The sequence below is a fragment of the Streptococcus sp. CF10-1 genome (assembly GCF_024295825.1).
Lineage (GTDB): Bacteria > Bacillota > Bacilli > Lactobacillales > Streptococcaceae > Streptococcus.
In genome coordinates this window covers 32,224-53,866 of record NZ_JANCPQ010000005.1, presented here as the reverse complement: position 1 = coordinate 53,866, position 21,643 = coordinate 32,224, and the positions used below count along the sequence as shown (strand labels likewise).

The 21,643-nt window shown below is 38.1% G+C and carries 25 protein-coding genes; 18 read left to right on the top strand and 7 right to left on the bottom strand.

What is annotated here, in order from left to right; genetic code table 11:
* Window positions 1-12 precede the first annotated feature (12 nt).
* The 3 genes from grpE (at window position 13) to dnaJ (ending at window position 4,499) form a co-directional block, all read left to right on the top strand.
* Window positions 13-528, top strand: coding sequence for a nucleotide exchange factor GrpE (gene grpE, locus NMM25_RS07345; RefSeq protein ID WP_254736423.1), 516 nt, complete (start codon window positions 13-15; stop codon window positions 526-528).
* Window positions 529-907: 379 nt separating this feature from the next.
* The gene (gene dnaK / locus NMM25_RS07340) at window positions 908-2,731 is read left to right on the top strand and encodes a molecular chaperone DnaK (RefSeq protein ID WP_254736422.1); all 1,824 of its coding nucleotides are present in this window, start codon (window positions 908-910) and stop codon (window positions 2,729-2,731) included.
* A 631-nt stretch (window positions 2,732-3,362) separates the two neighbouring features.
* Window positions 3,363-4,499 (top strand): molecular chaperone DnaJ, encoded by a 1,137-nt coding sequence (gene dnaJ / locus NMM25_RS07335; protein WP_254736421.1) that lies wholly within the window; start codon window positions 3,363-3,365, stop codon window positions 4,497-4,499.
* Window positions 4,500-4,576: 77 nt separating this feature from the next.
* On the opposite strand, the gene NMM25_RS07330 is transcribed toward dnaJ, so the two are convergent.
* The 3 genes from NMM25_RS07330 to NMM25_RS07320 all read right to left on the bottom strand — a co-directional run bounded on the left by NMM25_RS07330 (window position 4,577) and on the right by NMM25_RS07320 (window position 6,008).
* Window positions 4,577-5,230, bottom strand: a complete 654-nt coding sequence (locus NMM25_RS07330; protein ID WP_254736420.1) for a hypothetical protein — start codon at window positions 5,228-5,230, stop codon at window positions 4,577-4,579.
* A 70-nt stretch (window positions 5,231-5,300) separates the two neighbouring features.
* Window positions 5,301-5,588, bottom strand: a complete 288-nt coding sequence (locus NMM25_RS07325) for a hypothetical protein (protein WP_254736419.1) — start codon at window positions 5,586-5,588, stop codon at window positions 5,301-5,303.
* Between the two features lie 9 nt (window positions 5,589-5,597).
* The gene (locus tag NMM25_RS07320) at window positions 5,598-6,008 is read right to left on the bottom strand and encodes an HIT family protein (protein ID WP_254736418.1); all 411 of its coding nucleotides are present in this window, start codon (window positions 6,006-6,008) and stop codon (window positions 5,598-5,600) included.
* 67 nt (window positions 6,009-6,075) lie between these two features.
* Between NMM25_RS07320 and NMM25_RS07315 the strand changes: the two genes are divergently transcribed.
* Together NMM25_RS07315 and NMM25_RS07310 are read left to right on the top strand one after the other, a co-directional pair.
* On the top strand, window positions 6,076-6,807 hold the full coding sequence (locus NMM25_RS07315) for an ABC transporter ATP-binding protein (RefSeq protein ID WP_254736417.1): 732 nt from the start codon (window positions 6,076-6,078) through the stop codon (window positions 6,805-6,807).
* Window positions 6,804-7,853: an ABC transporter permease gene (locus NMM25_RS07310; RefSeq protein ID WP_254736416.1), complete on the top strand. Its 1,050-nt coding sequence runs from the start codon at window positions 6,804-6,806 to the stop codon at window positions 7,851-7,853. The genes NMM25_RS07315 and NMM25_RS07310 overlap by 4 nt, the downstream gene beginning before the upstream one ends.
* Window positions 7,854-8,001: 148 nt before the next feature.
* On the opposite strand, the gene NMM25_RS07305 is transcribed toward NMM25_RS07310, so the two are convergent.
* Window positions 8,002-8,331: a helicase BlpT gene (locus NMM25_RS07305; protein ID WP_247918109.1), complete on the bottom strand. Its 330-nt coding sequence runs from the start codon at window positions 8,329-8,331 to the stop codon at window positions 8,002-8,004.
* A 278-nt stretch (window positions 8,332-8,609) separates the two neighbouring features.
* Here NMM25_RS07305 and NMM25_RS07300 point away from each other — a divergent pair, with 278 nt between their 5' ends.
* The 3 genes from NMM25_RS07300 to NMM25_RS07290 are packed head-to-tail and all read left to right on the top strand — an operon-like array spanning window position 8,610 to window position 11,044.
* A complete protein-coding gene (locus NMM25_RS07300) occupies window positions 8,610-8,948 on the top strand; it encodes a LytTR family DNA-binding domain-containing protein (RefSeq protein ID WP_254736415.1) in 339 nt (112 codons plus the stop codon).
* A gap of 4 nt (window positions 8,949-8,952) precedes the next feature.
* Entirely contained in the window at window positions 8,953-9,690 is a 738-nt protein-coding gene (locus NMM25_RS07295) for a response regulator transcription factor (protein WP_254736414.1), read from the top strand.
* Between the two features lie 13 nt (window positions 9,691-9,703).
* Window positions 9,704-11,044, top strand: coding sequence for a sensor histidine kinase (locus NMM25_RS07290; RefSeq protein ID WP_254736413.1), 1,341 nt, complete (start codon window positions 9,704-9,706; stop codon window positions 11,042-11,044).
* A gap of 279 nt (window positions 11,045-11,323) precedes the next feature.
* Here NMM25_RS07290 and blpC read toward each other — a convergent pair whose 3' ends face one another.
* Genes blpC through blpA form a run of 3 tightly spaced genes read right to left on the bottom strand, consistent with a single transcriptional unit; the run spans window position 11,324 to window position 15,064 of the window.
* Window positions 11,324-11,482, bottom strand: a complete 159-nt coding sequence (blpC, locus tag NMM25_RS07285; RefSeq protein WP_125418565.1) for a quorum-sensing system pheromone BlpC — start codon at window positions 11,480-11,482, stop codon at window positions 11,324-11,326.
* Window positions 11,483-11,538: 56 nt separating this feature from the next.
* A complete protein-coding gene (locus NMM25_RS07280) occupies window positions 11,539-12,900 on the bottom strand; it encodes a bacteriocin secretion accessory protein (RefSeq protein WP_125418567.1) in 1,362 nt (453 codons plus the stop codon).
* A 10-nt stretch (window positions 12,901-12,910) separates the two neighbouring features.
* Window positions 12,911-15,064, bottom strand: coding sequence for a peptide cleavage/export ABC transporter BlpA (gene blpA / locus NMM25_RS07275; RefSeq protein ID WP_254736412.1), 2,154 nt, complete (start codon window positions 15,062-15,064; stop codon window positions 12,911-12,913).
* Between the two features lie 281 nt (window positions 15,065-15,345).
* On the opposite strand from blpA, the gene NMM25_RS07270 reads away from it, so the two are divergent.
* The 10 genes from NMM25_RS07270 (at window position 15,346) to NMM25_RS07225 (ending at window position 21,018) form a co-directional block, all read left to right on the top strand.
* Window positions 15,346-15,549, top strand: coding sequence for a bacteriocin (locus NMM25_RS07270; protein ID WP_125418571.1), 204 nt, complete (start codon window positions 15,346-15,348; stop codon window positions 15,547-15,549).
* A gap of 313 nt (window positions 15,550-15,862) precedes the next feature.
* On the top strand, window positions 15,863-16,066 hold the full coding sequence (locus NMM25_RS07265) for a hypothetical protein (protein ID WP_038804511.1): 204 nt from the start codon (window positions 15,863-15,865) through the stop codon (window positions 16,064-16,066).
* Window positions 16,067-16,793: 727 nt separating this feature from the next.
* Window positions 16,794-17,198 carry an immunity protein gene (locus NMM25_RS07260; protein ID WP_254736411.1) on the top strand — a complete coding sequence of 135 codons (405 nt, stop codon included), beginning with the start codon at window positions 16,794-16,796 and terminating at the stop codon, window positions 17,196-17,198.
* Window positions 17,199-17,358: 160 nt separating this feature from the next.
* Window positions 17,359-18,396, top strand: a complete 1,038-nt coding sequence (locus NMM25_RS07255) for a thioredoxin domain-containing protein (RefSeq protein ID WP_254736410.1) — start codon at window positions 17,359-17,361, stop codon at window positions 18,394-18,396.
* Between the two features lie 250 nt (window positions 18,397-18,646).
* Entirely contained in the window at window positions 18,647-18,880 is a 234-nt protein-coding gene (locus NMM25_RS07250) for a bacteriocin class II family protein (RefSeq protein ID WP_254736409.1), read from the top strand.
* 31 nt (window positions 18,881-18,911) lie between these two features.
* Window positions 18,912-19,601, top strand: coding sequence for a CPBP family intramembrane glutamic endopeptidase (locus NMM25_RS07245; protein ID WP_000760542.1), 690 nt, complete (start codon window positions 18,912-18,914; stop codon window positions 19,599-19,601).
* 222 nt (window positions 19,602-19,823) lie between these two features.
* Complete coding sequence (gene blpM / locus NMM25_RS07240; RefSeq protein WP_254736408.1) at window positions 19,824-20,078, top strand: two-peptide bacteriocin subunit BlpM; 255 nt, start codon at window positions 19,824-19,826, stop codon at window positions 20,076-20,078.
* 15 nt (window positions 20,079-20,093) lie between these two features.
* Window positions 20,094-20,297: a Blp family class II bacteriocin gene (locus NMM25_RS07235; protein ID WP_198459247.1), complete on the top strand. Its 204-nt coding sequence runs from the start codon at window positions 20,094-20,096 to the stop codon at window positions 20,295-20,297.
* A gap of 247 nt (window positions 20,298-20,544) precedes the next feature.
* A complete protein-coding gene (locus NMM25_RS07230) occupies window positions 20,545-20,793 on the top strand; it encodes a Blp family class II bacteriocin (protein WP_254736407.1) in 249 nt (82 codons plus the stop codon).
* 15 nt (window positions 20,794-20,808) lie between these two features.
* Window positions 20,809-21,018, top strand: a complete 210-nt coding sequence (locus tag NMM25_RS07225) for a Blp family class II bacteriocin (RefSeq protein WP_049537864.1) — start codon at window positions 20,809-20,811, stop codon at window positions 21,016-21,018.
* The last annotated feature ends 625 nt before the right edge of the window (window positions 21,019-21,643 follow it).

Here is a 21,643-nt window from a genome sequence, read left to right as displayed (position 1 = left end):
AAGGAGGCGACAATGGCCCAAGATAAAAAAAACGAAGAAATGAAAGAAGAGGAAGTTGTGGAAACAACTGAAGAAACAACTCCTGAAAAATCAGAACTAGAACTAGCCAATGAGCGTGCAGAAGACTTTGAAAATAAATACCTTCGCGCTCATGCGGAAATGCAAAACATCCAACGTCGTGCCAACGAAGAACGCCAACTCTTGCAACGTTATCGAAGCCAAGATTTAGGGAAAGCTATTTTACCTTCCTTGGACAACCTTGAGCGTGCGCTTGCCGTTGAAGGCTTGACAGATGATGTTAAAAAAGGTCTGGAAATGGTGCAAGAAAGCTTGATTCATGCCCTTAAAGAAGAAGGAATTGAAGAAATCGCGGCGGACGGAGCATTTGACCATAACTATCACATGGCCATCCAAACCGTTCCAGCAGATGACGAGCATCCAGCAGATACCATTGCCCAAGTCTTCCAAAAAGGCTACAAACTCCATGACCGCATCCTAAGACCAGCAATGGTGGTGGTTTATAATTAGGCGGTAAGTCAGAAATCTGTGATTTCGTTGACGCACCCCCGCAAGGGTGATTAGGCTGGTCACGAGCGTTTGCGAAGTGAACTGCCAATCAGCTACTGCGCATAATTTCGACCTCTCGTGTCGCAACATAAAAAATAAGAACCTTGTCCGAAACGACAATAAACTATGAAAGAATAATAAACAATGGTTCAGTTTTGCTGATAGTGAGCGAAGCGAATCAAAGGCGATACTCTTCGCTGTAGCGCTATTTACGCAAACTTTGAGACCTTGGGCTCAAAGTTTAGTCAAAGAGATTGACGAAGTCAAGTTCTGACGGCGTCGCCACTTAAGAAGAGTATAAAAAAGAAAAATAGAAAATAAAATTTAAGGAGAAAAACACATGTCTAAAATTATCGGTATTGACTTAGGTACAACAAACTCAGCAGTTGCAGTTCTTGAAGGAACTGAAAGCAAAATCATCGCAAATCCAGAAGGAAACCGTACAACTCCATCTGTAGTGTCATTCAAAAATGGTGAAATCATCGTTGGTGACGCTGCAAAACGCCAAGCAGTCACAAACCCAGATACAGTCATTTCTATCAAATCTAAGATGGGAACTTCTGAAAAAGTTTCTGCTAACGGCAAAGAATACACTCCACAAGAAATCTCAGCTATGATCCTTCAATACTTGAAAGGTTATGCTGAAGAATACCTTGGTGAAAAAGTAACTAAGGCTGTTATCACAGTTCCAGCTTACTTTAACGATGCCCAACGTCAAGCAACAAAAGACGCTGGTAAAATCGCTGGTCTTGAAGTAGAACGTATTGTCAATGAACCAACTGCAGCAGCTCTTGCTTATGGTTTGGACAAGACTGACAAAGAAGAAAAAATCTTGGTATTTGACCTTGGTGGTGGTACATTCGACGTATCTATCCTTGAATTGGGTGACGGTGTCTTCGATGTATTGGCGACTGCAGGGGATAACAAACTCGGTGGTGACGACTTTGACCAAAAAATCATCAATCACATGATTGCAGAATTCAAGAAAGAAAATGGTATTGACTTGTCCACTGACAAGATGGCTCTTCAACGTTTGAAAGATGCGGCTGAAAAAGCGAAGAAAGACCTTTCTGGTGTAACTTCAACTCAAATCAGCTTGCCATTCATCACTGCTGGTGAATCTGGACCTCTTCACTTAGAAATGACCTTGACTCGTGCCAAATTTGACGATTTGACTCGTGACCTTGTAGAACGTACAAAAGTTCCAGTTCGTCAAGCCCTTTCAGATGCAGGTTTGAGCTTGTCAGAAATCGATGAAGTCATCCTTGTTGGTGGTTCTACTCGTATCCCAGCTGTTGTAGAAGCTGTTAAAGCTGAAACTGGTAAAGAGCCAAACAAATCAGTAAACCCTGATGAAGTAGTTGCCATGGGTGCTGCCATCCAAGGTGGTGTCATTACTGGTGATGTGAAAGACGTTGTCCTTCTTGATGTAACGCCATTGTCACTTGGTATCGAAACAATGGGTGGCGTCTTCACAAAACTTATTGATCGCAACACTACTATTCCAACATCTAAATCACAAGTCTTCTCAACTGCAGCAGACAATCAACCAGCCGTTGATATCCACGTTCTTCAAGGTGAACGCCCAATGGCAGCAGATAACAAGACTCTTGGACGCTTCCAATTGACTGATATCCCAGCTGCACCTCGTGGAATTCCTCAAATCGAAGTAACTTTTGACATTGACAAGAACGGTATCGTGTCTGTTAAGGCTAAAGACCTTGGAACTCAAAAAGAACAAACAATTGTTATCCAATCAAACTCAGGTTTGACTGATGAAGAAATTGACCGCATGATGAAAGATGCAGAAGCAAACGCTGAAGCAGATAAGAAACGTAAAGAAGAAGTTGATCTTCGTAACGAAGTAGACCAAGCAATCTTTGCGACTGAAAAGACAATCAAGGAAACTGAAGGTAAAGGCTTCGATGCAGAACGTGATGCTGCCCAAGCTGCCCTTGATGACCTTAAGAAAGCGCAAGAAGATAATAACTTGGACGACATGAAAGCGAAATTGGAAGCTCTCGACGAAAAAGCTCAAGCACTGGCAGTGAAACTCTATGAGCAAGCTGCTGCAGCTCAACAAGCCCAAGCAGGAGCAGAAGGCGCACAAGCAACAGGAAACGCAGGCGATGACGTCGTAGACGGAGAGTTTACTGAAAAGTAAGATGCAAAGCCCGTTAAAACCTCACAGTGAAAATAGGAAATCTGACGCAGAAACTTTAGTTTCTAGGAAGATTTGCACCTAAAGGTAGCCATATCTGTAGTTCGCTAAAGCGAAAACAGCTACGTCTCTTTTTCACCAAGAGGTTAGGGCGTGCTCAATTCGGTAAGATGTTGAGGTGTTAAGAAAACGAAAGAAGAATAGGAAGCCATCGCCTTGTGCGATGCACAAAAGATGGCTTATCTTTTTTCCGAAGTTTCTAGCCGAAACTCAGTTAAGCCTAACTCGTTAAGAATGACTAATCACTAAAGTGATTGTCAATCTACTACAATCGCTATGATGACTTTTGCGTTGTAAGTATAAGAAGAAATCCAGAGGTTGCAACCCAGCCTCTGTTTTTCGATAAAAAGGGGTTAAACCTAATTTATTTGAGTTTTTCTCATCAATATAAAAGAAAGGAATTGAGCCCGACCTAAATGGTGGTTTGATTCACAATATCAATAGAAAGGAATAAGGGTGTTCGTAATTGAACTCGAGCGGAAAGCTTGGAAATTAGATAAACCTCCTAAGAAATCAGGATTTCTTGTCGGTTTCCTAAATTTCAGTCGCTTTCTGTTCGCTCTTAGTATCTTGTATGAACAATACTGAATTTTATGATCGTCTGGGGGTGTCAAAAAACGCTTCGGCAGACGAGATCAAAAAGGCTTATCGTAAGCTTTCCAAAAAATACCACCCAGATATCAACAAGGAGCCTGGTGCTGAGGAAAAGTACAAGGAAGTTCAAGAAGCCTATGAGACTTTGAGTGACGACCAAAAACGTGCTGCCTACGACCAATATGGTGCTGCAGGTGCCAACGGTGGCTTTGGTGGTGCTGGCGGTTTTGGTGGCTTTGACGGAGCAGGTGGCTTCGGTGGTTTTGAAGATATCTTTTCAAGTTTTTTCGGGGGAGGCGGAGCTTCACGCAATCCAAACGCTCCTCGTCAAGGGGATGACCTCCAGTACCGTGTGAACTTGACCTTTGAAGAAGCTATTTTCGGAGCTGAAAAAGAAGTCAAGTACAACCGTGAAGCAAGCTGTCGTACATGTAACGGCTCTGGTGCTAAGCCAGGGACAAGTCCAGTCACTTGTGGACGCTGTCATGGTGCTGGTGTTATTAACGTTGATACGCAGACTCCTCTTGGTATGATGCGCCGTCAAGTAACCTGTGATGTCTGTCATGGTCGCGGAAAAGAAATCAAAGATCCATGTACAACTTGTCACGGAACAGGTCATGAAAAACAAGCTCATAGCGTACATGTAAAAATCCCTGCTGGTGTGGAAACAGGCCAACAAATCCGCCTCGCTGGTCAAGGTGAAGCAGGCTTTAACGGTGGACCTTACGGAGACTTGTATGTAGTGGTTTCAGTAGAAGCCAGCGATAAGTTTGAACGTGAAGGAACAACTATTTTCTACAAGTTAAATCTTAATATCGTCCAAGCTACTCTTGGAGATACTGTGGAAATTCCAACCGTGCATGGTGCTGTTGAATTGGTTATCCCAGAAGGAACTCAGACTGGCAAGAAATTCCGTCTACGTGGCAAGGGAGCACCGAGCCTTCGTGGCGGTGCCGTTGGTGACCAATATGTTACAGTTAATGTCGTGACTCCGACAGGTTTGAACGACCGCCAAAAAGCTGCGCTTAAAGAATTCGCAGCTGCAGGTGACTTGAAAGTCAATCCAAAGAAAAAAGGCTTCTTTGACCATATAAAAGATGCCTTTGAAGGAGAATAAAGTAAAAAGAGCCGGCGGGCTCTTTTTTTGTTATCATTAAAAATTTAGTATCGAGAAATCATTCTCCAGTTAGTCTACTATTTATACTTATGAGTGAGCAAGCCAGCCTCATCCATCTCTTGGATGAGTTGCTTGATTTCCGCTTCTTTGCCAGGCTTAACGGTGACGGTATCAATGTGGTTGATCGCCGAATTATCCTGAATATCTACCAAGGTCAAGGCTTTTTCATAGAATGCGATTCCCTTTTTGAGACTTGCCTGATCCTTCCAAGCTAGAATTGTGTAAGAAGAATTTGATTTTTTTCCTTTTTCTTGGAAATACTTCTCGCCCTCCTCCTCTAAAAATTGTATTAAACCACGATTGAATAAGTTGTCTCCTACTTTATAGTAGGAAATATCTCCTGTCTGGAGGACATAGACTTCGAGTCGGTTTTTGGTGAGTTTTGGACTTTCCTTTAGGACGGGGTGACTATTGATGACCTCGTCTGAGAAAGTAACATAAAAATCTAGGCCTCCACCCTCGTATTGATAGTGTCCATCCGATTCTACTTTCTCAGGAGGCATGTCAAGGGAGGTAAAGATTTGTTTTAAGTCGTCATTCCCTTTTCGGATGTCACTTGGTGACGCTTTGAAAAGATTGGCCACTAGTAGAAATGCCAAGGCTACAAGAAGGCAGAGGCAGCCGCAAGGGATTGCGATGATCTTCGCTAGAACTTTTACAAACTGTTTCATTTTCATTCCCTCCCTTTTCTGTTCGAATCTAGTAACCCAAAATGGATTTAAGGAAAGTTGTTGTCTCTTTTTACTTATCCTCAAACTCCTGTGTTTCTTTTATCACAGCTAGTCTAGTCTGGAAATCTTTTTCCAAGACTTTAAATTTATAGGTTAAATCTTTTTGGTATTCCTTGATAAGGTTTTTTTGTTGGTCGATGATTTGTAGGCTGTTTTGGATGATATCCAAATCATCCTTGATAGCTTCGACGCGGTCAGTTGTATCTAGCACTTCATCCTGAATGGCTTGGCGATTTTTCACGACAAAATAACTTCCAGCTGCAGCTCCTGCGAATAGCAATAGATTGGATAGTTTCATGGCATCTCCTTAAGCGTTTCTTATAGTTTCAGCGACTTGGGCAAGTTTGTCAAAGTCAGGTTCGTGGGCGATAAAGTCAATCTTGAGGTCATCTTCTGCACCATAGCGAGGTAGGAGGTGCACGTGGGTATGAAAGACTGTTTGACCAGCAACTTCCTCACAGTTGGCGATGATGTTCATACCAGCAGCCTTGGTAGCTTTCATGACTTTTTGAGCCACTGTTGGCACTTGGGCAAAGAGTTGGCTGGCGCTGGTAGCGTCCATCTCCAAAAGATTGCGATAGTGCTCTTTGGGTACAACGAGGGTGTGTCCAGGCGTTACTTGAGAGATATCAAGAAAGGCAAGAACCTGCTCATCCTCGTATACTTTTGAAGCAGGAATCTCCCCTGCGATAATCTTACAAAAAATGCAATCTGACATAAAATCTACCTCTACTGTATTGAATTTTGATATAATATAGCTACATTATACCAGATTCGGAGAAAATATGTTAGAAATTAAAAACCTGACAGGAGGCTATGTTCATGTTCCTGTCTTGAAAGATGTGTCCTTTACCGTTGAAAGTGGGCAGTTGGTCGGTTTGATTGGGCTCAATGGTGCTGGGAAATCAACGACTATCAATGAGATTATCGGTCTTTTGACACCTTACAGTGGGGAAATCAAGATTAATGGTTTGACCCTGCGAGAAGATGCGACCAACTATCGCAAGCAGATTGGCTACATCCCAGAAACGCCTAGCTTGTATGAGGAATTGACTCTTAGAGAGCATATCGAGACGGTTGCCATGGCCTATGGTATTGAGCAGAATATAGCTTTTGATCGTGTGGAACCTTTGTTAAAAATGTTTCGTTTGGATCAAAAATTAGACTGGTTCCCAGTGCATTTCTCCAAAGGGATGAAGCAGAAGGTCATGATTATCTGTGCTTTTGTCGTAGATCCGAGCCTTTTCATCGTTGATGAGCCTTTCCTTGGGCTCGATCCGCTGGCCATTTCTGACTTGATTCAGCTTCTAGAAGTAGAAAAGCAAAAAGGCAAGTCCATTCTCATGAGTACCCACGTGCTGGATTCAGCGGAGAAGATGTGTGATGCCTTTGTCATTCTCCACAAGGGAGAGGTTCGGGCTCAGGGGAACCTCCAGCAACTGCGGGGTGCTTTTACCATGCCTGATGCTAGTTTGAATGATATTTACTTGGCTCTAACCAAAGAGGAGGACCTATGAAAGACTTGTTTTTAAGGAGAAAGCAGGCTTTTCGTAAGGAGTGTCTTGGTTATCTGCGTTATGTTCTCAATGATCACTTTGTCTTGTTCCTGCTAGTTCTCATTGGTTTTCTAGCTTACCAGTACAGTCAACTCTTGCAACATTTTCCTGAAAATCATTGGCCTATCCTCTTGTTTTTGGGGATTGTATCTGCCTTGCTTTTGGCTTGGGGAGGAATCGCGACCTATATGGAAGGACCTGACAAGCTCTTTCTCTTAGTCAGTGAAGAAGAGGTAAAGTCCTACCTCAAAGGACAGACGGTGAGTTCACTGGTTTTCTGGACAATTGTTCAAACCCTCTTTTTACTCTTGTTTGCACCCTTGTTTTTAGCCATGGGCTATGGCTTGCCAGTCTTTCTCGTCTATGTGCTTTTATTAGGAGCTGGGAAATACCTCCTTTTTCGCCAAAAAGCCAGCAAATTTTTCACTGAAACTGGGCTGGATTGGGATTATGTCATTGCCCAAGAAAGCAAGCGCAAGCAAATCTTGCTTCGTTTCTTTGCTCTCTTTACTCAGGTCAAGGGCGTTTCAAATAGTGTCAAACGACGCGCTTATTTGGATTTCCTCCTAAAGACTGTTCAAAAGGTGCCTGGGAAGATCTGGCAAAATCTCTATCTTCGTTCTTATCTGCGAAATGGAGACCTCTTTGCCCTCAGTCTCCGTCTCTTGCTCCTATCCTTGTTAGCTTTGATCTTTATCGAGCAGTCTTGGATTGCGACGGCAGTGGTTGTCCTGTTTAATTACCTTATGCTCTTCCAGTTGTTGACTCTCTATCGTGCTTTTGACTACCAGTATTTGACCCAGCTCTTTCCACTAGAAAAAGGGGAGAAAGAGAAGGGACTACAGGAAGTTATCCGAGGATTGACAGGTTTTGTTTTATTGGTTCAGCTGATAGTTGGTTTGATTACCCTCCAAGAAAAACTAGCTCTTCTAGCCCTGCTTGGAGCTGGACTGGTCCTGCAAATCTTGTATCTCCCTTATCAGGTGAAACGTCAGATGCAGGACTAATACTCTTCGAAAATCTCTTCAAACTACGTCAGCTTTATCTGCAACCTGCGGCTAGCTTCCTAGTTTGCTCTTTGATTTTCATTGAGTATAACATTGCTTATATGATACTAAAAAAGAAGTTGAGTTCTGTCTCAGCTTCTTTTATTTTCTACAAGATAATAGTTGGTCCGTAGAGACTTAGCTTGGTTTTGACTTGGTCAAAGTGGAAACGGTCATAGGCCCGCCAAGCGGCGCGAGTAGGAGCATCTGGATTGAGAGCGCTGAGACCCAGGAGAAGACTGGAAGTCTGGTAAAATTTTTCCAGCTCAATCAAGAATCGATTATCCACTGTCTCAGTTTTAGAGAGAAAGTCAAGGATATTGTTCAGCTGCTCCTGAAAACGGACATCGTCAGCTGTTGCCTGTTTGCAGACTTGGTAGGCTTTGTTTAACTCAGTTATCAGTTCCTGAGCTCTTTTGATTGGGTCTGTAACCGTCATGAGAATGCCTCCTTTGTGCTGGTTCTAAAGTTGTTTCAAGTGATTGTCTTTCTATAATCATAGCTTATCACTTTTACCTCTTTTTTTACCTTCAAATCTTTAATTGTCATTGAAATTTCCTGAATGGTTATTGCAGGATTTTATGATAAAATAATTGTAAGATTATCATAGTCATTTTGCGAATGATTCGACACTTTAGGAATTTTTGAGAACCGTTTAGGATTTGGTGAAAAATAGTTTCTAGATTTATGCTATCCTCTTTTTAGGAGGTTTTATCCATGAGCTACATTATCATCCAAAAAGAGAAAGAAATTTTCAAATTAAACATAGAGGATATCTACTATATCCAAACGCATCCAAGCAAAGCCCATACCGTGCAGATTGTTACAGAAAACGCTAGCTTTGATCTATTTCAAAATTTAAGCAATCTTGAGAAACAATATGGAGAAACCTTGACGAGATGTCATCGAAATTGTCTGGTTAACCTTGAACGGCTAAAATCCATGGATATCCAAAGAAAGACTCTTTTTCTTGGAGAAGAAGGTCGATATGCTGTTCAGTATGCCAGACGTCGCTATAGAGATATTCGCCAAAGATGGTTGAAACAAGGAGAGTAAGAAGATGAGAATATTTGTTTTAGAAGATGACTTTTCCCAACAAGTTAGAATTGAAACGACGATTGAAAAACTTTTGAAAAAACAGAGTATCATTCCTAGTTCTTTTGAAGTCTTTGGGAAACCAGACCAACTGCTGGCAGAGGTGGATGAGAAGGGGGTGCATCAGCTTTTCTTTTTGGATATTGAGATTCGAAACGAAGAGATGAAGGGGCTAGAAGTGGCTAGAAAGATTCGGGATCGGGATCCTTATGCTCTAATCGTCTTTGTGACAACTCACTCGGAGTTTATGCCCCTGTCCTTTCGCTATCAAGTGTCAGCTTTGGACTACATTGATAAGGCCTTGTCGACAGAGGAGTTTGAATCTCGGATCGAGACAGCCCTCCTCTATGCCAATAGTCAAGATAGTAAAAGTCTGGCGGAAGATTGCTTTTACTTTAAATCAAAATTTGCTCAATTCCAGTATCCCTTTAAAGAGGTTTACTATCTCGAAACGTCGCCTAGAGCCCATCGTGTTATTCTCTATACCAAGACGGATAGGTTGGAATTTACAGCGAGTTTAGAGGAGGTTCTCAAGCAGGAACCCCGTCTCTTGCAGTGCCACCGCTCTTTTCTCATCAATCCTGCCAATGTGGTTCAATTGGATAAGAAAGAAAAACTCCTTTTCTTTCCCAATGGTGGAAGCTGTCTAATCGCGCGTTATAAGGTCAGGGAAGTGTCTGGGGCTATCAATAACTTACACTGAGTGAGGTGATGGAATGGAATTAGTTTGGAAGATAGTATATGCGTTTTTGATATCTGGATTGGAATTGTTTATATTTTTTAAGGTGGATGGAATTGTTCTGACTCTGGAGAGAGTTTTTAAGGCCTTTCTTTTTAAGATACTTTTGGCAGTTGTTTTTGTAATGATTAGCTATATAGTAGGAAATGCTTACCTATCTTATTTTGTGGAACCCTTGTACGGCATAGGTTTATCTTTCTTATTGTTAAGAGGGTTTTCTAAAAAACTCCTTCTATTTTATGGTCTCTTTCCAATGATATTGGTAAATCTCTTTTATAGAGGAATCTCCTATTTTGTGCTTCCATTTTTGGGGCAAGGGCAAGTGTACGATGACCTCTCTTTTATTTGGTTATTTATAAAAATTTTCATTTGCTTTATTTCTCTAGCCTTTTTGAAATGGTTAGACTATGATTTTACTAGCTTGAGAAGGGAGGTTCTAGACAAAGATTTTCAAAAGTCTCTGACTAAGATTAACTGGATAATGGGAGCCTACTATCTAGTGATGCAAAGTTTGTCTTATTTAGAATATGTACAAGATATTCAATCAACGACTATTCGCCATCTGATTCTGGTGTTTTACTTGCTCTTTTTTATGGGGATTATCAAGAAATTGGATACCTACTTGAAGGAAAAACTTCAGGAGAAACTGAACCAAGAGCAGGTTTTGCGCTATAGAGAAATGGAGCGGTATAGTCGGCATATAGAGGAACTTTACAAGGAAGTACGGAGCTTTCGTCATGATTATGCCAACCTCTTGACTAGCTTACGCCTAGGTATTGAAGAGGAGGATATGGAGCAGATAAAAGAGGTCTACAACTCCGTTTTAAAGGACTCCGTCCAGAAATTTCAGGACAATAAATATGACCTTGGACGGTTGGTGAATATTCGTGATCGTGCCCTCAAAAGTCTCCTTGCAGGAAAATTTATAAAAGCCATAGAAAAGGATATTGTCTTTAATGTCGAAGTTCCTGAGGAGATTCAAGTTGAGGGGATGAGTCTGCTTGATTTTTTAACTATCGTATCTATCCTTTGTGACAATGCTATTGAAGCCAGTGCAGAGGCTAGTCAACCTCATGTTTCAATCGCCTTTTTAAAAAATGGAGAACAGGAGATCTTTATCATTGAAAACTCCATCAAAGAAGAGGGCATAGATGTTTCTGAAATCTTCTCTTTTGGAGTTGGTTCTAAAGGGGAGGAACGAGGTGTTGGTCTCTATACCGTCAGGAAGATTGTTGAAAGTTATCCCAATGCTAGTCTCAATACAACCTGTCAAAATCAAGTCTTTCGTCAGGTTTTGACAATGTTATCAATTGAATGACAGCAAGTAATAGAATGATTAAATAATGGAATAAATATAACAGAATTCTATAATATAAATGTTTTGGAAAGGTTAATTATGGATTTTTATAATTTTTAAGTTTTTTTACCATTTGTTAAGTCAATAAGGGATTTAAGAAGAAACGAGACTAGACAGTAGCTATCCTGAGGTTACTGTCTTATTCTTTTACAACAAAATAGGCTTCATAATATCTATAGGAGATTTACCCACTACAAATATTATAAAGCCAAGCTTTTTATCCAAAAGCACTTTGTATGATTACATTTGTTGATAATTTCTAGACCTATTGGCTTGGTTTGATGAGTTAGATGTTAATATGCTTAATATTGAATCTAACCACCATCCTCCACCTGTAATTTGATTGAGTTCAGTAGTTGTTAATTCTTGAAATGAAGTTAGGTTTTGTTTCTTATCCATGTTATGATTCTCCTGTTTTATAAGATAATAAATAGTTATAGAGTGTTATCTGAAAATTAATTAGAATGTGTTAAAATTTTATCTTTGAAATAATCAAAATATGTTTTCTTTGCAGTTACACTAGTGACGCGACCTTGTAGACCATATTGGATGAGTTTACTGTCCTCACCAGATAGTTTTGCAAGAGCGGTTAATTTAAAGAGATTTCCTTGCTCTGTTCTGGTGGGAGTTTGATCAATGCTCTGAAGTTGGCCGATGATGGTAATACCGTGATTTCCAATCTTCTCAAGTTTTAATCTTACAGTTTGTCCTTTATCTAGTAAGGGGAGATAGTCAGATGATACGTAGTAAGTGATTAGTACTTCTCTTGTATCTGTTATAATAGGGAATATTTGAGCAATTTCTGTACCAGTTGGAATTCTATTTTTACCTTCAAATTCGCTGTTCAGATGAACGATACCTTTACTTGGAGCGGTTAAGGTATTGTTTTCCAAGCGCTGTGTCGCTTGATCTAGTTGTACTTTTAATTCTGTTAGTTGATTTTCCACAGCTAGTTGTTGCTGAGAAGTTGTTTGTAAAAACTGAGTACGAAGTACTTCAATTTTGGTTTCTAAACTATTATCATAAGTTGCTACACTTCCGATACCAGCTTGCTGAATTTTGAGACTTGCGATAGATGATTCAAGGCCTGTAACACTTTGATTGATTTGAGATAAAAATTGCTCTTCTATAGCTCCTTGTGTTTGTCCTTGTGATGCTACCAGATAACTATTCAAGGTTGACTGGTGTGGATTGCCAGTCGGTAAGCGTGCTCTTTTGTTTATGATAGCATCTCTCAGCTCTTGATATTCTCCAATTTGTTGTTGAATTTTTGTAATTTCTTGTTCGATAGCTGATGAACTGCTATTAGCAAGATTGGCTTGATTTGAAACTTCAGTGTTAGTCTTTGAGATACCCAGCTCAATATCATGAGCTTGTTTAGTAAAATTCATAAAGGTATTATAGTAGCCAAACTCATCCTCACCAGAAAAAAGATCGGTATTTTTTTCTAAGCTTTGTTTCAAAATTCCAAGTCCTTCTTTTTGCTTCTCAAGTCTTTGTAACTGAGTTTCTAAGGCAGTTTTCTGACTTTCTTCCATTGTTTCAGAGTATTTGATGAGTAAGTCACCTTTTTCAACTACTTGATTTGCCACTAAATGATTAGCTAAGATAGGATTATCACTGGTTGACTGAATGGATGCAATGACACTTGTAGGAGTGACTTCTCCTTGCGATGTAACAGTAATCTCTTTTGTAGCAACAAGGGAGAAAATCACGATGAAAGTAAACAGTAATGAAAGTGGTATGATCAATACTGTCGCATAATTATGGTAACGTCTCTGATAAAACTCGACGCTTCTAAAAAGATTAGGATTCATAACATTCTCCTTATTTGTTGAATAGATGATGGTAGAAGCCTTGCGCCTGTATTAACTCTTGATGACTACCAACTTCAATGATTTTCCCTTGGTCAAGAACAATGACACGGTTAGTCCGTTCGGCTATACTTAGACGATGGGCTACAAAGAGAATGGTTTTATCAGTTAGGGACATAAGATTATCTATAACCTTTTTCTCAGTCAAAACATCGAGAGCACTAGTAGCTTCATCTAGTATTAAAACAGGAGATTTAGTTAAAAGAGCACGAGCGAGGGCGATTCGTTGCTTCTGTCCTCCTGACAGACCTGCTCCATCAGAAAGTTGAGTTTGATAGCCCATAGGCATTCTTTCAATATCTTGACGGATTTCAGCTAATTCGCAAGCTTTTAGAATATCTTCTTGGCTAATCATACTATTACCGCCCAAGGTTAAATTTTCCAAGATAGAGCCATTAAAGATATAGGCTTGTTGGGGCAGGTAATTAATATGACGTCGCAAGATTTTTTTATCAATATTTTTAATATCCTGATGATTGATGGTAATCTGTCCTTTGTAAGGGTCAAAGAAGTTGACAATCATTTTGGCTAGAGTTGTTTTACCAGAACCACTAACTCCAACTAGGCTAACCTTATCACCCTCTTTAATCGTTAGATTGATATCTGTTAAGGTATCTCGCCCAAAACCATACTTATAAGAAAGGTCATCAAATTCAATATCGCCCATTAAAAAATTTGAATGAACAGGATTTTCTTGAACTTGAAATTCAGATTCGACTAAGTAGACCTCGTTCAAGCGGTTATTAGCAACCTTCGCAGATTGGAGTTTAGTTTGTAGGTTGATAATATTTTCCATAGGAGTTGTAAAGTAAGAAAGAAGTGTATTAAAGGTAATCAGCTGACCGATAGAAATCTTACTCGACATGACTAATTGAGCACCAAACCATAGGATAAAGATATTAAGAACTAACTTTGTTCCCTGCTTTAAACTCGTTTGTAAAATAGAATATTTACTGAGCTTAAAGGATTTTTCCAAATAATCGACAAATTCACTGTCAATATTTTGGTAGCGATTTTCTTCACTTGTGAGTGACTTGATGGTTTCGATCCCGTTGATATCTTCGATAATGGCAGAACTAACCATAGAATTACTTTGCATGACATCATGGTTCATTTTTTCAAAAGGCTTCATAAAAGAAAAGATGATAAATATGTAAATAGGGATGGAAATAAGAGAAAGAAGAAAGAGGTTAGGATTTTGTGCTAGTAAGACGCTCCCTACAAGGATCAGAATGGAAACATCAAGAAGAAGAGAGAGAATGGTAGAAGCTAAGGCATCTATAATAGAGTTGGCATCTGTGAAGCGTGAAATGATTTCTCCTGTACGACGTGTCGCAAAGAAAGACATAGGAAGTTCAAAGATATGGCGAATATAGGCCAAAATTACATCAATGCTTAATCTCTGACTCAGAACAGTTAGGAGATAATCTCTGGAGAAGCTCATGGCTTGTTGGAGGATATAGGTGATAATTAGACCAATTGAGATAATTCCTAAAGTTGATTTCATCTGATTTGGAATGTACTCATCCAAGATTCCTTGGAGATAATAAGAACCACCGATATTGATAATAGTGACTAATAAGCTTGAGAGAACAATGTAAGCAATGAGAGATTTTTGTTTGAAAATCAGAGGGAGGAAGCTCAGTAGACCATTCTTTTTATCTTTATGGGGTTGATAGCTGGGTTTGGGAGCTAGAAAAATAGCTACTCCAGTCCATTCAGAGAAAAAGCGTTCTTTTGACATTTTGGTGATTTTTACAGAAGGATCAGGATCACCAATAATCAGATAGTCTTTCTTTGTTTGATAGACAACATAGTAATGTTGGAGTTTCCCTTCTTTGTTAACGTGAACGATAAATGGATAGGGGACATCGCTCATGTCAAAGAGCGTTTTATCTGCTTGAACAGGCCTTGTTTCAAAGCCCATTTCATCAGCGGCTTTTACAATGCCAAGAGCAGTCGTCCCTTCTTTATTGGTCTTTGCAAGTTCTCTCAAGTGAGCTAGAGAAAAATCTGAACCATAGAATTTGGCAATCGAGGCTAAGGCAGCGACACCACAGTCTCTGGCATCTATTTGAGGAACAAATGTACGTTTATAAGAAGTCATTGGCAAATCCTTTCATATAAAATATGAATTTATTATACCATGATACTAAGTTCATATTTTATAAAATCTTGAATTGTCATTGAAACTTCCTGAATGGTAAAAAAGTGATTAGAAACTATCTTTCTTTAAAAATCTATAGGTGTATTTTGAAATAAAAAGCTAATTCAAGACGTTTCGATGACAATTCAAGATTTGGATGAAAAACTTTAACAAACAATGATATACTAAACTTGTCAAAGTTGCAACAAGACAAAAATTAAAAATAAAAAGGAGTATTTGTCATGGATACAAAAATGATGTCACAATTTTCTGTTATAGATAATGAAATGCTTGATAGAATAGAGGGAGGAATATTTGGGGTTGATGATGCTGTGTTTTGGACGGTAGGCGGCTATGTTGTAGGTAGAATTGTTGATACAGCAATTGGTGATTTTACGAATCAATGCCGGAAAAATCCTCATCAGTGGTTCTGTGTTCGTGTATAGATATAATAGTGTTGTATTGTATAAGAATATATATAACTTAATGACCTATGTACGGATAGAAACTGTTCTTTTGCAAACGAGTCGCTTATTCAATTATAAGTTTACGTGCTCCTAGTCACAGTTCTTGTGCTTGATGGAAAGAATGACACCTATAAAAATACGAGGTAGTGGCTGTACCACTCATTTATTCACCTATCCGTGATTTGTAGTAGTGATAGGCTTTCTCATTATTATTATAAAACAAAATAAAGAGCACAACACTTTTTCATTCTGTGTTGTGCCTTAAGTAAAACGAAAGGAATGAATTATAACAATGAAAAAAATTGATTATATTGCTTTGAATGAAGTAGAATTAGAGACAATTAGTGGTGGAGATGACTGTTTTATTGGAGATATCGGATGTATTGGCTGGGGGATTTTGAAGAGTATCGGAGGGATGATAAAACCTGGTCCATATGTTCCTCCAGTATGCATTCCAAAAAGTTCATGGAATCCTGCACCTCCAGTTCCATGTTAAAAGGTGCTTGTAAACTTCTATAAAAATTGAATAATCGACTTGTTCGGTATTTTGTTGAAACTCCGGAACTATAATATACAGGTGCTATTAAGGATTATTTTAGCTGATTTAAATAGGTGAAAACTAAAAACTAATGGCTAGTTGGAACATTAAAAATTAACTGCTTAACCAAATCTTGCTTCAAATAATTCTTGAACAAGTCTAATAAATTAAACGAATAAGATAGGTTATTAACACAGTCTTGTTCGTTTTTTCTAATACATTATTTAATTAATACACTTATAAAATTAGAAAGCAGTAGAACTGGGAAATACTACCACAGGTTTATTATTAACTTTGTCAGTATTGTTTGAAATCTCAAAAAGTATTTTAAACTATATGTGTTTAGTTCTTTAGTTGGATTGTTGTTGAGTATAACTATTTTTGTATAGATGAAAATCTTGTTATTGTTCAAGATGTTTTGATGATCATTTATGATTTCAGTGATTCAAAATCAAAATGAGTGCTATACTAGCAGTGTAAAGGTTGTAGCTAAACTAAGATAAAGCATACATTTAGGAGGAAATCTTATGAAGAAAAAAATATTAATCATTTTAACCTTGTATCTGATCATGTCCATCTTTCTTTATCCGCTTAGGGAGAGTATTTGGTATCATCTATTTTATACCATAGCCTATCTGATTGCGGTTATGATCTATTTTGTTTTAATTAAAAAGAAAGAAAAGAAATGAAAGCTTTTCTTGCTAAAAAACGAATCATATTCTTTGCGAGATTATTCCTGGGTCAGTTGCTTTTGCTTGTCTCTACTTATCTATTTTTATCTCGTCAGTTTTTACATTTTTCCTTAGTTTTTCAATTGCTTCTAGTTATTATTAACTTAGCTTCTATTTTGGTTACTGTTTATCTCACTAGGGAAATGAGGATAAGAGAGTTTGAAGATGATGATTTGGTTAGTCCTAGAATCAATCAACTTATGTTCATCGGCTTGACAGGCTTTATGTGTATTATTTGTTTGTATAGAGGTATCACAGCAACAGAATCCTATCAGCAATTAATTGTCTACATTGGCGCTATTCTCTGCTTGATTATCATGCTTCTGCTCATTTGGGGATTGAAGTATTATAAAAAGTAGAAGCTAATGAAGTATAAAAGGGTAAGTGTTTTTGAAATACTTACCCTTTTATAATGAAGTTTTTGCAATTCAAGATGTTTCGATGACAATTCAAGATTTGGATGAATTTGTAATCTTAAATAAGGTAAGATAAAGATAACAAATGTAAAGGAGTATTCTTATGAAGAAACAAAAGATAAAATCGCTATTACTTGTACCACTTGTATTTGCATCTATTACTACGGGTGTTGTATATGCAGAAGATCAGACTACTTCTTCCTCTATACAGACTAATGATAGTTCTCTTGTGGCACCAGATTTGCCATCGACTAAGGAAAAGGTGGAGAATAAACCTGCCGTTGTAACTCCAGAAGAGTATGAACAGAATGTTACGGACTTTAAAAAGATAGATATTGAAGCTGTACGTCAATCTTTTACAGAGGATCAATTAGAACACACTATTTATTTTGGTAGAAAAACTTGCTCTCATTGTCGTCAATTTTCTCCTGAATTGAAAGAATTTAATAACTTGATTGAAAAGAAGTTAGAGTATTATGATTTGGATGGTCAGGACTTTGATGGGGAGGCGAGAGAGTTTCTATTTAAAAAAGTCGGGATTCCAGGAACACCAACAATTTTGTATTTAAGAAATGGACGTCCGATATCTGGATGGGTTGGTGGCGGAGCAACTGCACAACAGGTTTATGATTATATGTACTCGAGAAACTCACCTAAGCAAACGGAAACAGTAGCATCTTCTGAGGAAACAGTAACTGAAAATGTGCATGATGAGAAAACCAGAAATGACAGCATGAGTACTAGTGATAAAGTTGTAAGTGAAAGCAAAGGTATGAGTGATGAAAAAAGAACCGAAATGAAAATATCCAATGATAATCCCAATTCTAATAGTGAAAATAGTGGGAAAGTGGAGAGTATAAACTCAACTTCTAAAGCTAAAACTACTCAATCTGGCGATTTAGCAATGTTAGATAATAAGAATCAATTGAACACTCTCAAACCTATTTTTGATGCTGCTCAAGAAAATAAAACTCCTTTAACCGATGTTAAGGGCGCTGATTATGTAAGCGAGTCTATTACTTCGAATGAAAAATTATTACCGAAAACAGGCGAGGAAGAAAGTTACCAACTGATTCGGCTAGCTGTCGCGTTTTTTATGGCTTCTGTAATGATTAAAGTGAAACAAAAAATTCATAAATAAAAATAGATGGTAAACAGGTGCAATGATATTATTTGTTTGTAATAACATATGACTAGAATTTTCCTATAGACAAGAGTGAAAGGGCAAGCATGTTTTTAATGCTTGCTTTTTAAATTTTGTAACAATTCAAGACGTTTCGATGACAATTCAAGATTTGGATGAAAAAAATTAATAAACGATGATATACTAAACTTGTCAAAGTTGAAACAAGACAAAAATTAAAATTAAGATTAAAATAGAGGTATTCGTTATGGATACAAAAATGATAGAACAATTTGAGATTATGGATACTGAAATGCTTGCTTGTATAGAGGGTGGGGATGTATCTGGTATTTATAGAGGGTATGCTTATCAGGACAGTCCATTTGGTCCTTACCCTTCTATATTAAAAAATTCAGGTCCTTTCCCAGTAAGTGGGTACTGCCCGCGTGGTTATCGTGACCTTGGTTATATAGGAGCAGGTTTTCATTTATGTGCAATATAGGCTGAAATATAAGAAATGAGGAAGAATTTCTATGAAAAAGTATCAGCTTCTATTCAAAACAAGTGCAATTTTATCCTACCTATTTTTCGTATTTGGTCTTTCTCAGCTGACGCTTATCGTCCAAAACTATTGGCAATTTTCTTCTCAGATAGGCAATTTATTCTGGATTCAAAATATCTTGAGTTTACTTTTTATTGGAGTCATGATTGTGGTTCTTGTTAAGACAGGCCATGGTTATCTCTTTCGCATTCCAAGAAAAAAATGGCTTTGGTATTCGATTTTGACAGTATTAGTGGTAGTGTTCCAGATCTCTTTTAACGTTCAGACAGCTAAACATGTTCAGTCAACTGCGGAAGGTTGGGCTGTATTGATTGGTTATAGTGGGACTAACTTTGCAGAGCTAGGTATTTATATAGCCCTGTTCTTTCTGGTTCCACTGATGGAAGAGTTAATCTATAGAGGATTACTGCAACATGCTTTCTTTAAGCATTCGCGATTTGGTCTTGATTTGCTTCTTCCTTCTATTTTATTTGCTCTCCCTCATTTTTCAAGCCTGCCTAGTCTGTTAGATATCTTCGTCTTTGCAACAGTTGGAATCATCTTTGCTGGTTTGACCCGCTATACCAAGAGCATTTATCCATCCTATGCGGTGCATGTTATCAATAATATCGTAGCGACATTACCATTTTTGCTGACTTTTTTACACAGGATATTTAGCTAAAAATAGTAGATTAAAAATAATTATCGATTATAAGAAGTGAATAATAGAATTTAATATTATTCACTTCTTATTAGTTGATTGGGAAGATTGTGCTCTTTGAGTAATTCAAGACATTTCGATGACAATTCAAGATTTGGATGAAAAAAATTAATAAACAGTGATATACTAAACTTGTCAAAGTTGCAACAGGAAAAAAATTAAAAATAAAAAGGAGTATTCATCATGAATACAAAAATGATGTCACAATTTCATGAAATGGATATAACTATGTTATCTAGTATTGAAGGAGGCAAGAATAATTGGCAAACTAATGTCTTAGAAGGTGGTGGTGCAGCTTTTGGTGACTGGGGCTTAGGAACAGCCATTTGTGCTGCGAGTGGTGTTGGAGCGCTATTTATGGGAGAATGTGGATACATAGGAGCTAAATTTGGTGTGGCTCTTTGGGCAGGAGTAACAGGTGCAACGGGTGGATTTTGATAAAAGGAGATTTGTATGAATACTTATTATAATGTAGATGAAACAATGTTAAGTGAGATTTATGGAGGTAATTCCGGAGGAGCGGCTGTAGTTGCTGCTTTAGGTTGTGCAGCGGGTGGAGTGAAATATGGGAAGTTTCTAGGACCATGGGGCGCTGCAATAGGAGGAATTGGAGGAGCAGTGATTTGTGGATATTTAGCCTATAGTGCTACATCATAAAAATGGAAGCTATATTTTATGAAGGCTATATTCTATATTATTCTCTTCGCTTTCCAAACATATCTTATTTATCTATCTATCTATAAGTACCTCTGATAAAAAACAAAAGACTATTGAATTAACATCATTGAATTGTTTTGTCATATTATTTCTAATCTATGATAAATTATTTTTTCTCTTCATTGCCTATGTTTTTTTGATAATTTTTATATTAAACTTGTTCCGTAACTGAAAAGTTATATACGATATGAATACAAAAATGATGGAACAATTTAAGATTATGGATACTGATATGCTGGCTAGCATTGAGGGAGGAACTGATTGGGGAACAGTGGGAAAAAGAGCTGTCTATGGAGCAGGTATCGGAGTTGCTATGTGTACGGTAGGAGGACTCCTTACTGGTGGTTCCGCATGGGCTATGACTGCTGGCTGTGCTTGGGCTGGAGCTAAACTTGGTGGTGCTTTTACTGCAATTGCTGATAATATTTGGCCATAGAAGGGAGTAGAAATTATGTTTGATTACAAAATAGTAGACAATCAAGAATTAAGTAATATTTCTGGAGGTGGATTGGGAGGAGATGTAGTTGTAGGAGCCTTGTCGGGTGCATTTCAGGCAGGACAATCTTGTATTGCTGGAGGCCCTCAAGCTTACTTGATTTGCGCAACAGGGGGCGCTATAGTAGGTGGCATTATAGCTTTTGGATTGAGACCCCCAAAATAGTTTAAAAAAGGAATGGGTGTTAATATGTTAAATGGGACTATGATTCAGCTTATACTCATTGCAATTTGTTGTGTGTACATTATTTTTAACACCAAGGCTGATAAAAACCCAAAGAGAGGATATCGTACAGCTTTGTACCTTTTCGTTATGGCTGGTATTATATCCTATATTATGAATTATCTGAATTGGTTAGATTTTTTCTTACTGATAACTCCGATAATGTGTCTATTTAAATTTGAAGATAAATGGAGTTAGCAACATTTGACACTTCAATAGGTTATTAACTATCCTTTGGCTCATTGTCAACTGTAGTGAGTTGAAGAAAAGCTAAGATCGAGAAAGGACTAATTTCGTCCTTTCTTTTTTGAGTACGACGGGCATGACGTTTATTTGATGTGTAAGTCCTCCGTGTGCACCCGCTACCGGTGAATTCAATAGCGATTCTCAAGCCTGACTATCGTGAGGTAGCGGGGAGAAGAAGGCATAGCGAAATCGTGGCTTAAAGAACAGTAGTAAGACACGTTTAGAGGATAAAGTGGCTTCACACTCTAAAGCACAAATAGGTATACCTAATCCATATATTTAAATCACGAGAGTGTACGAGAAAAGATGTACGACTTATCTA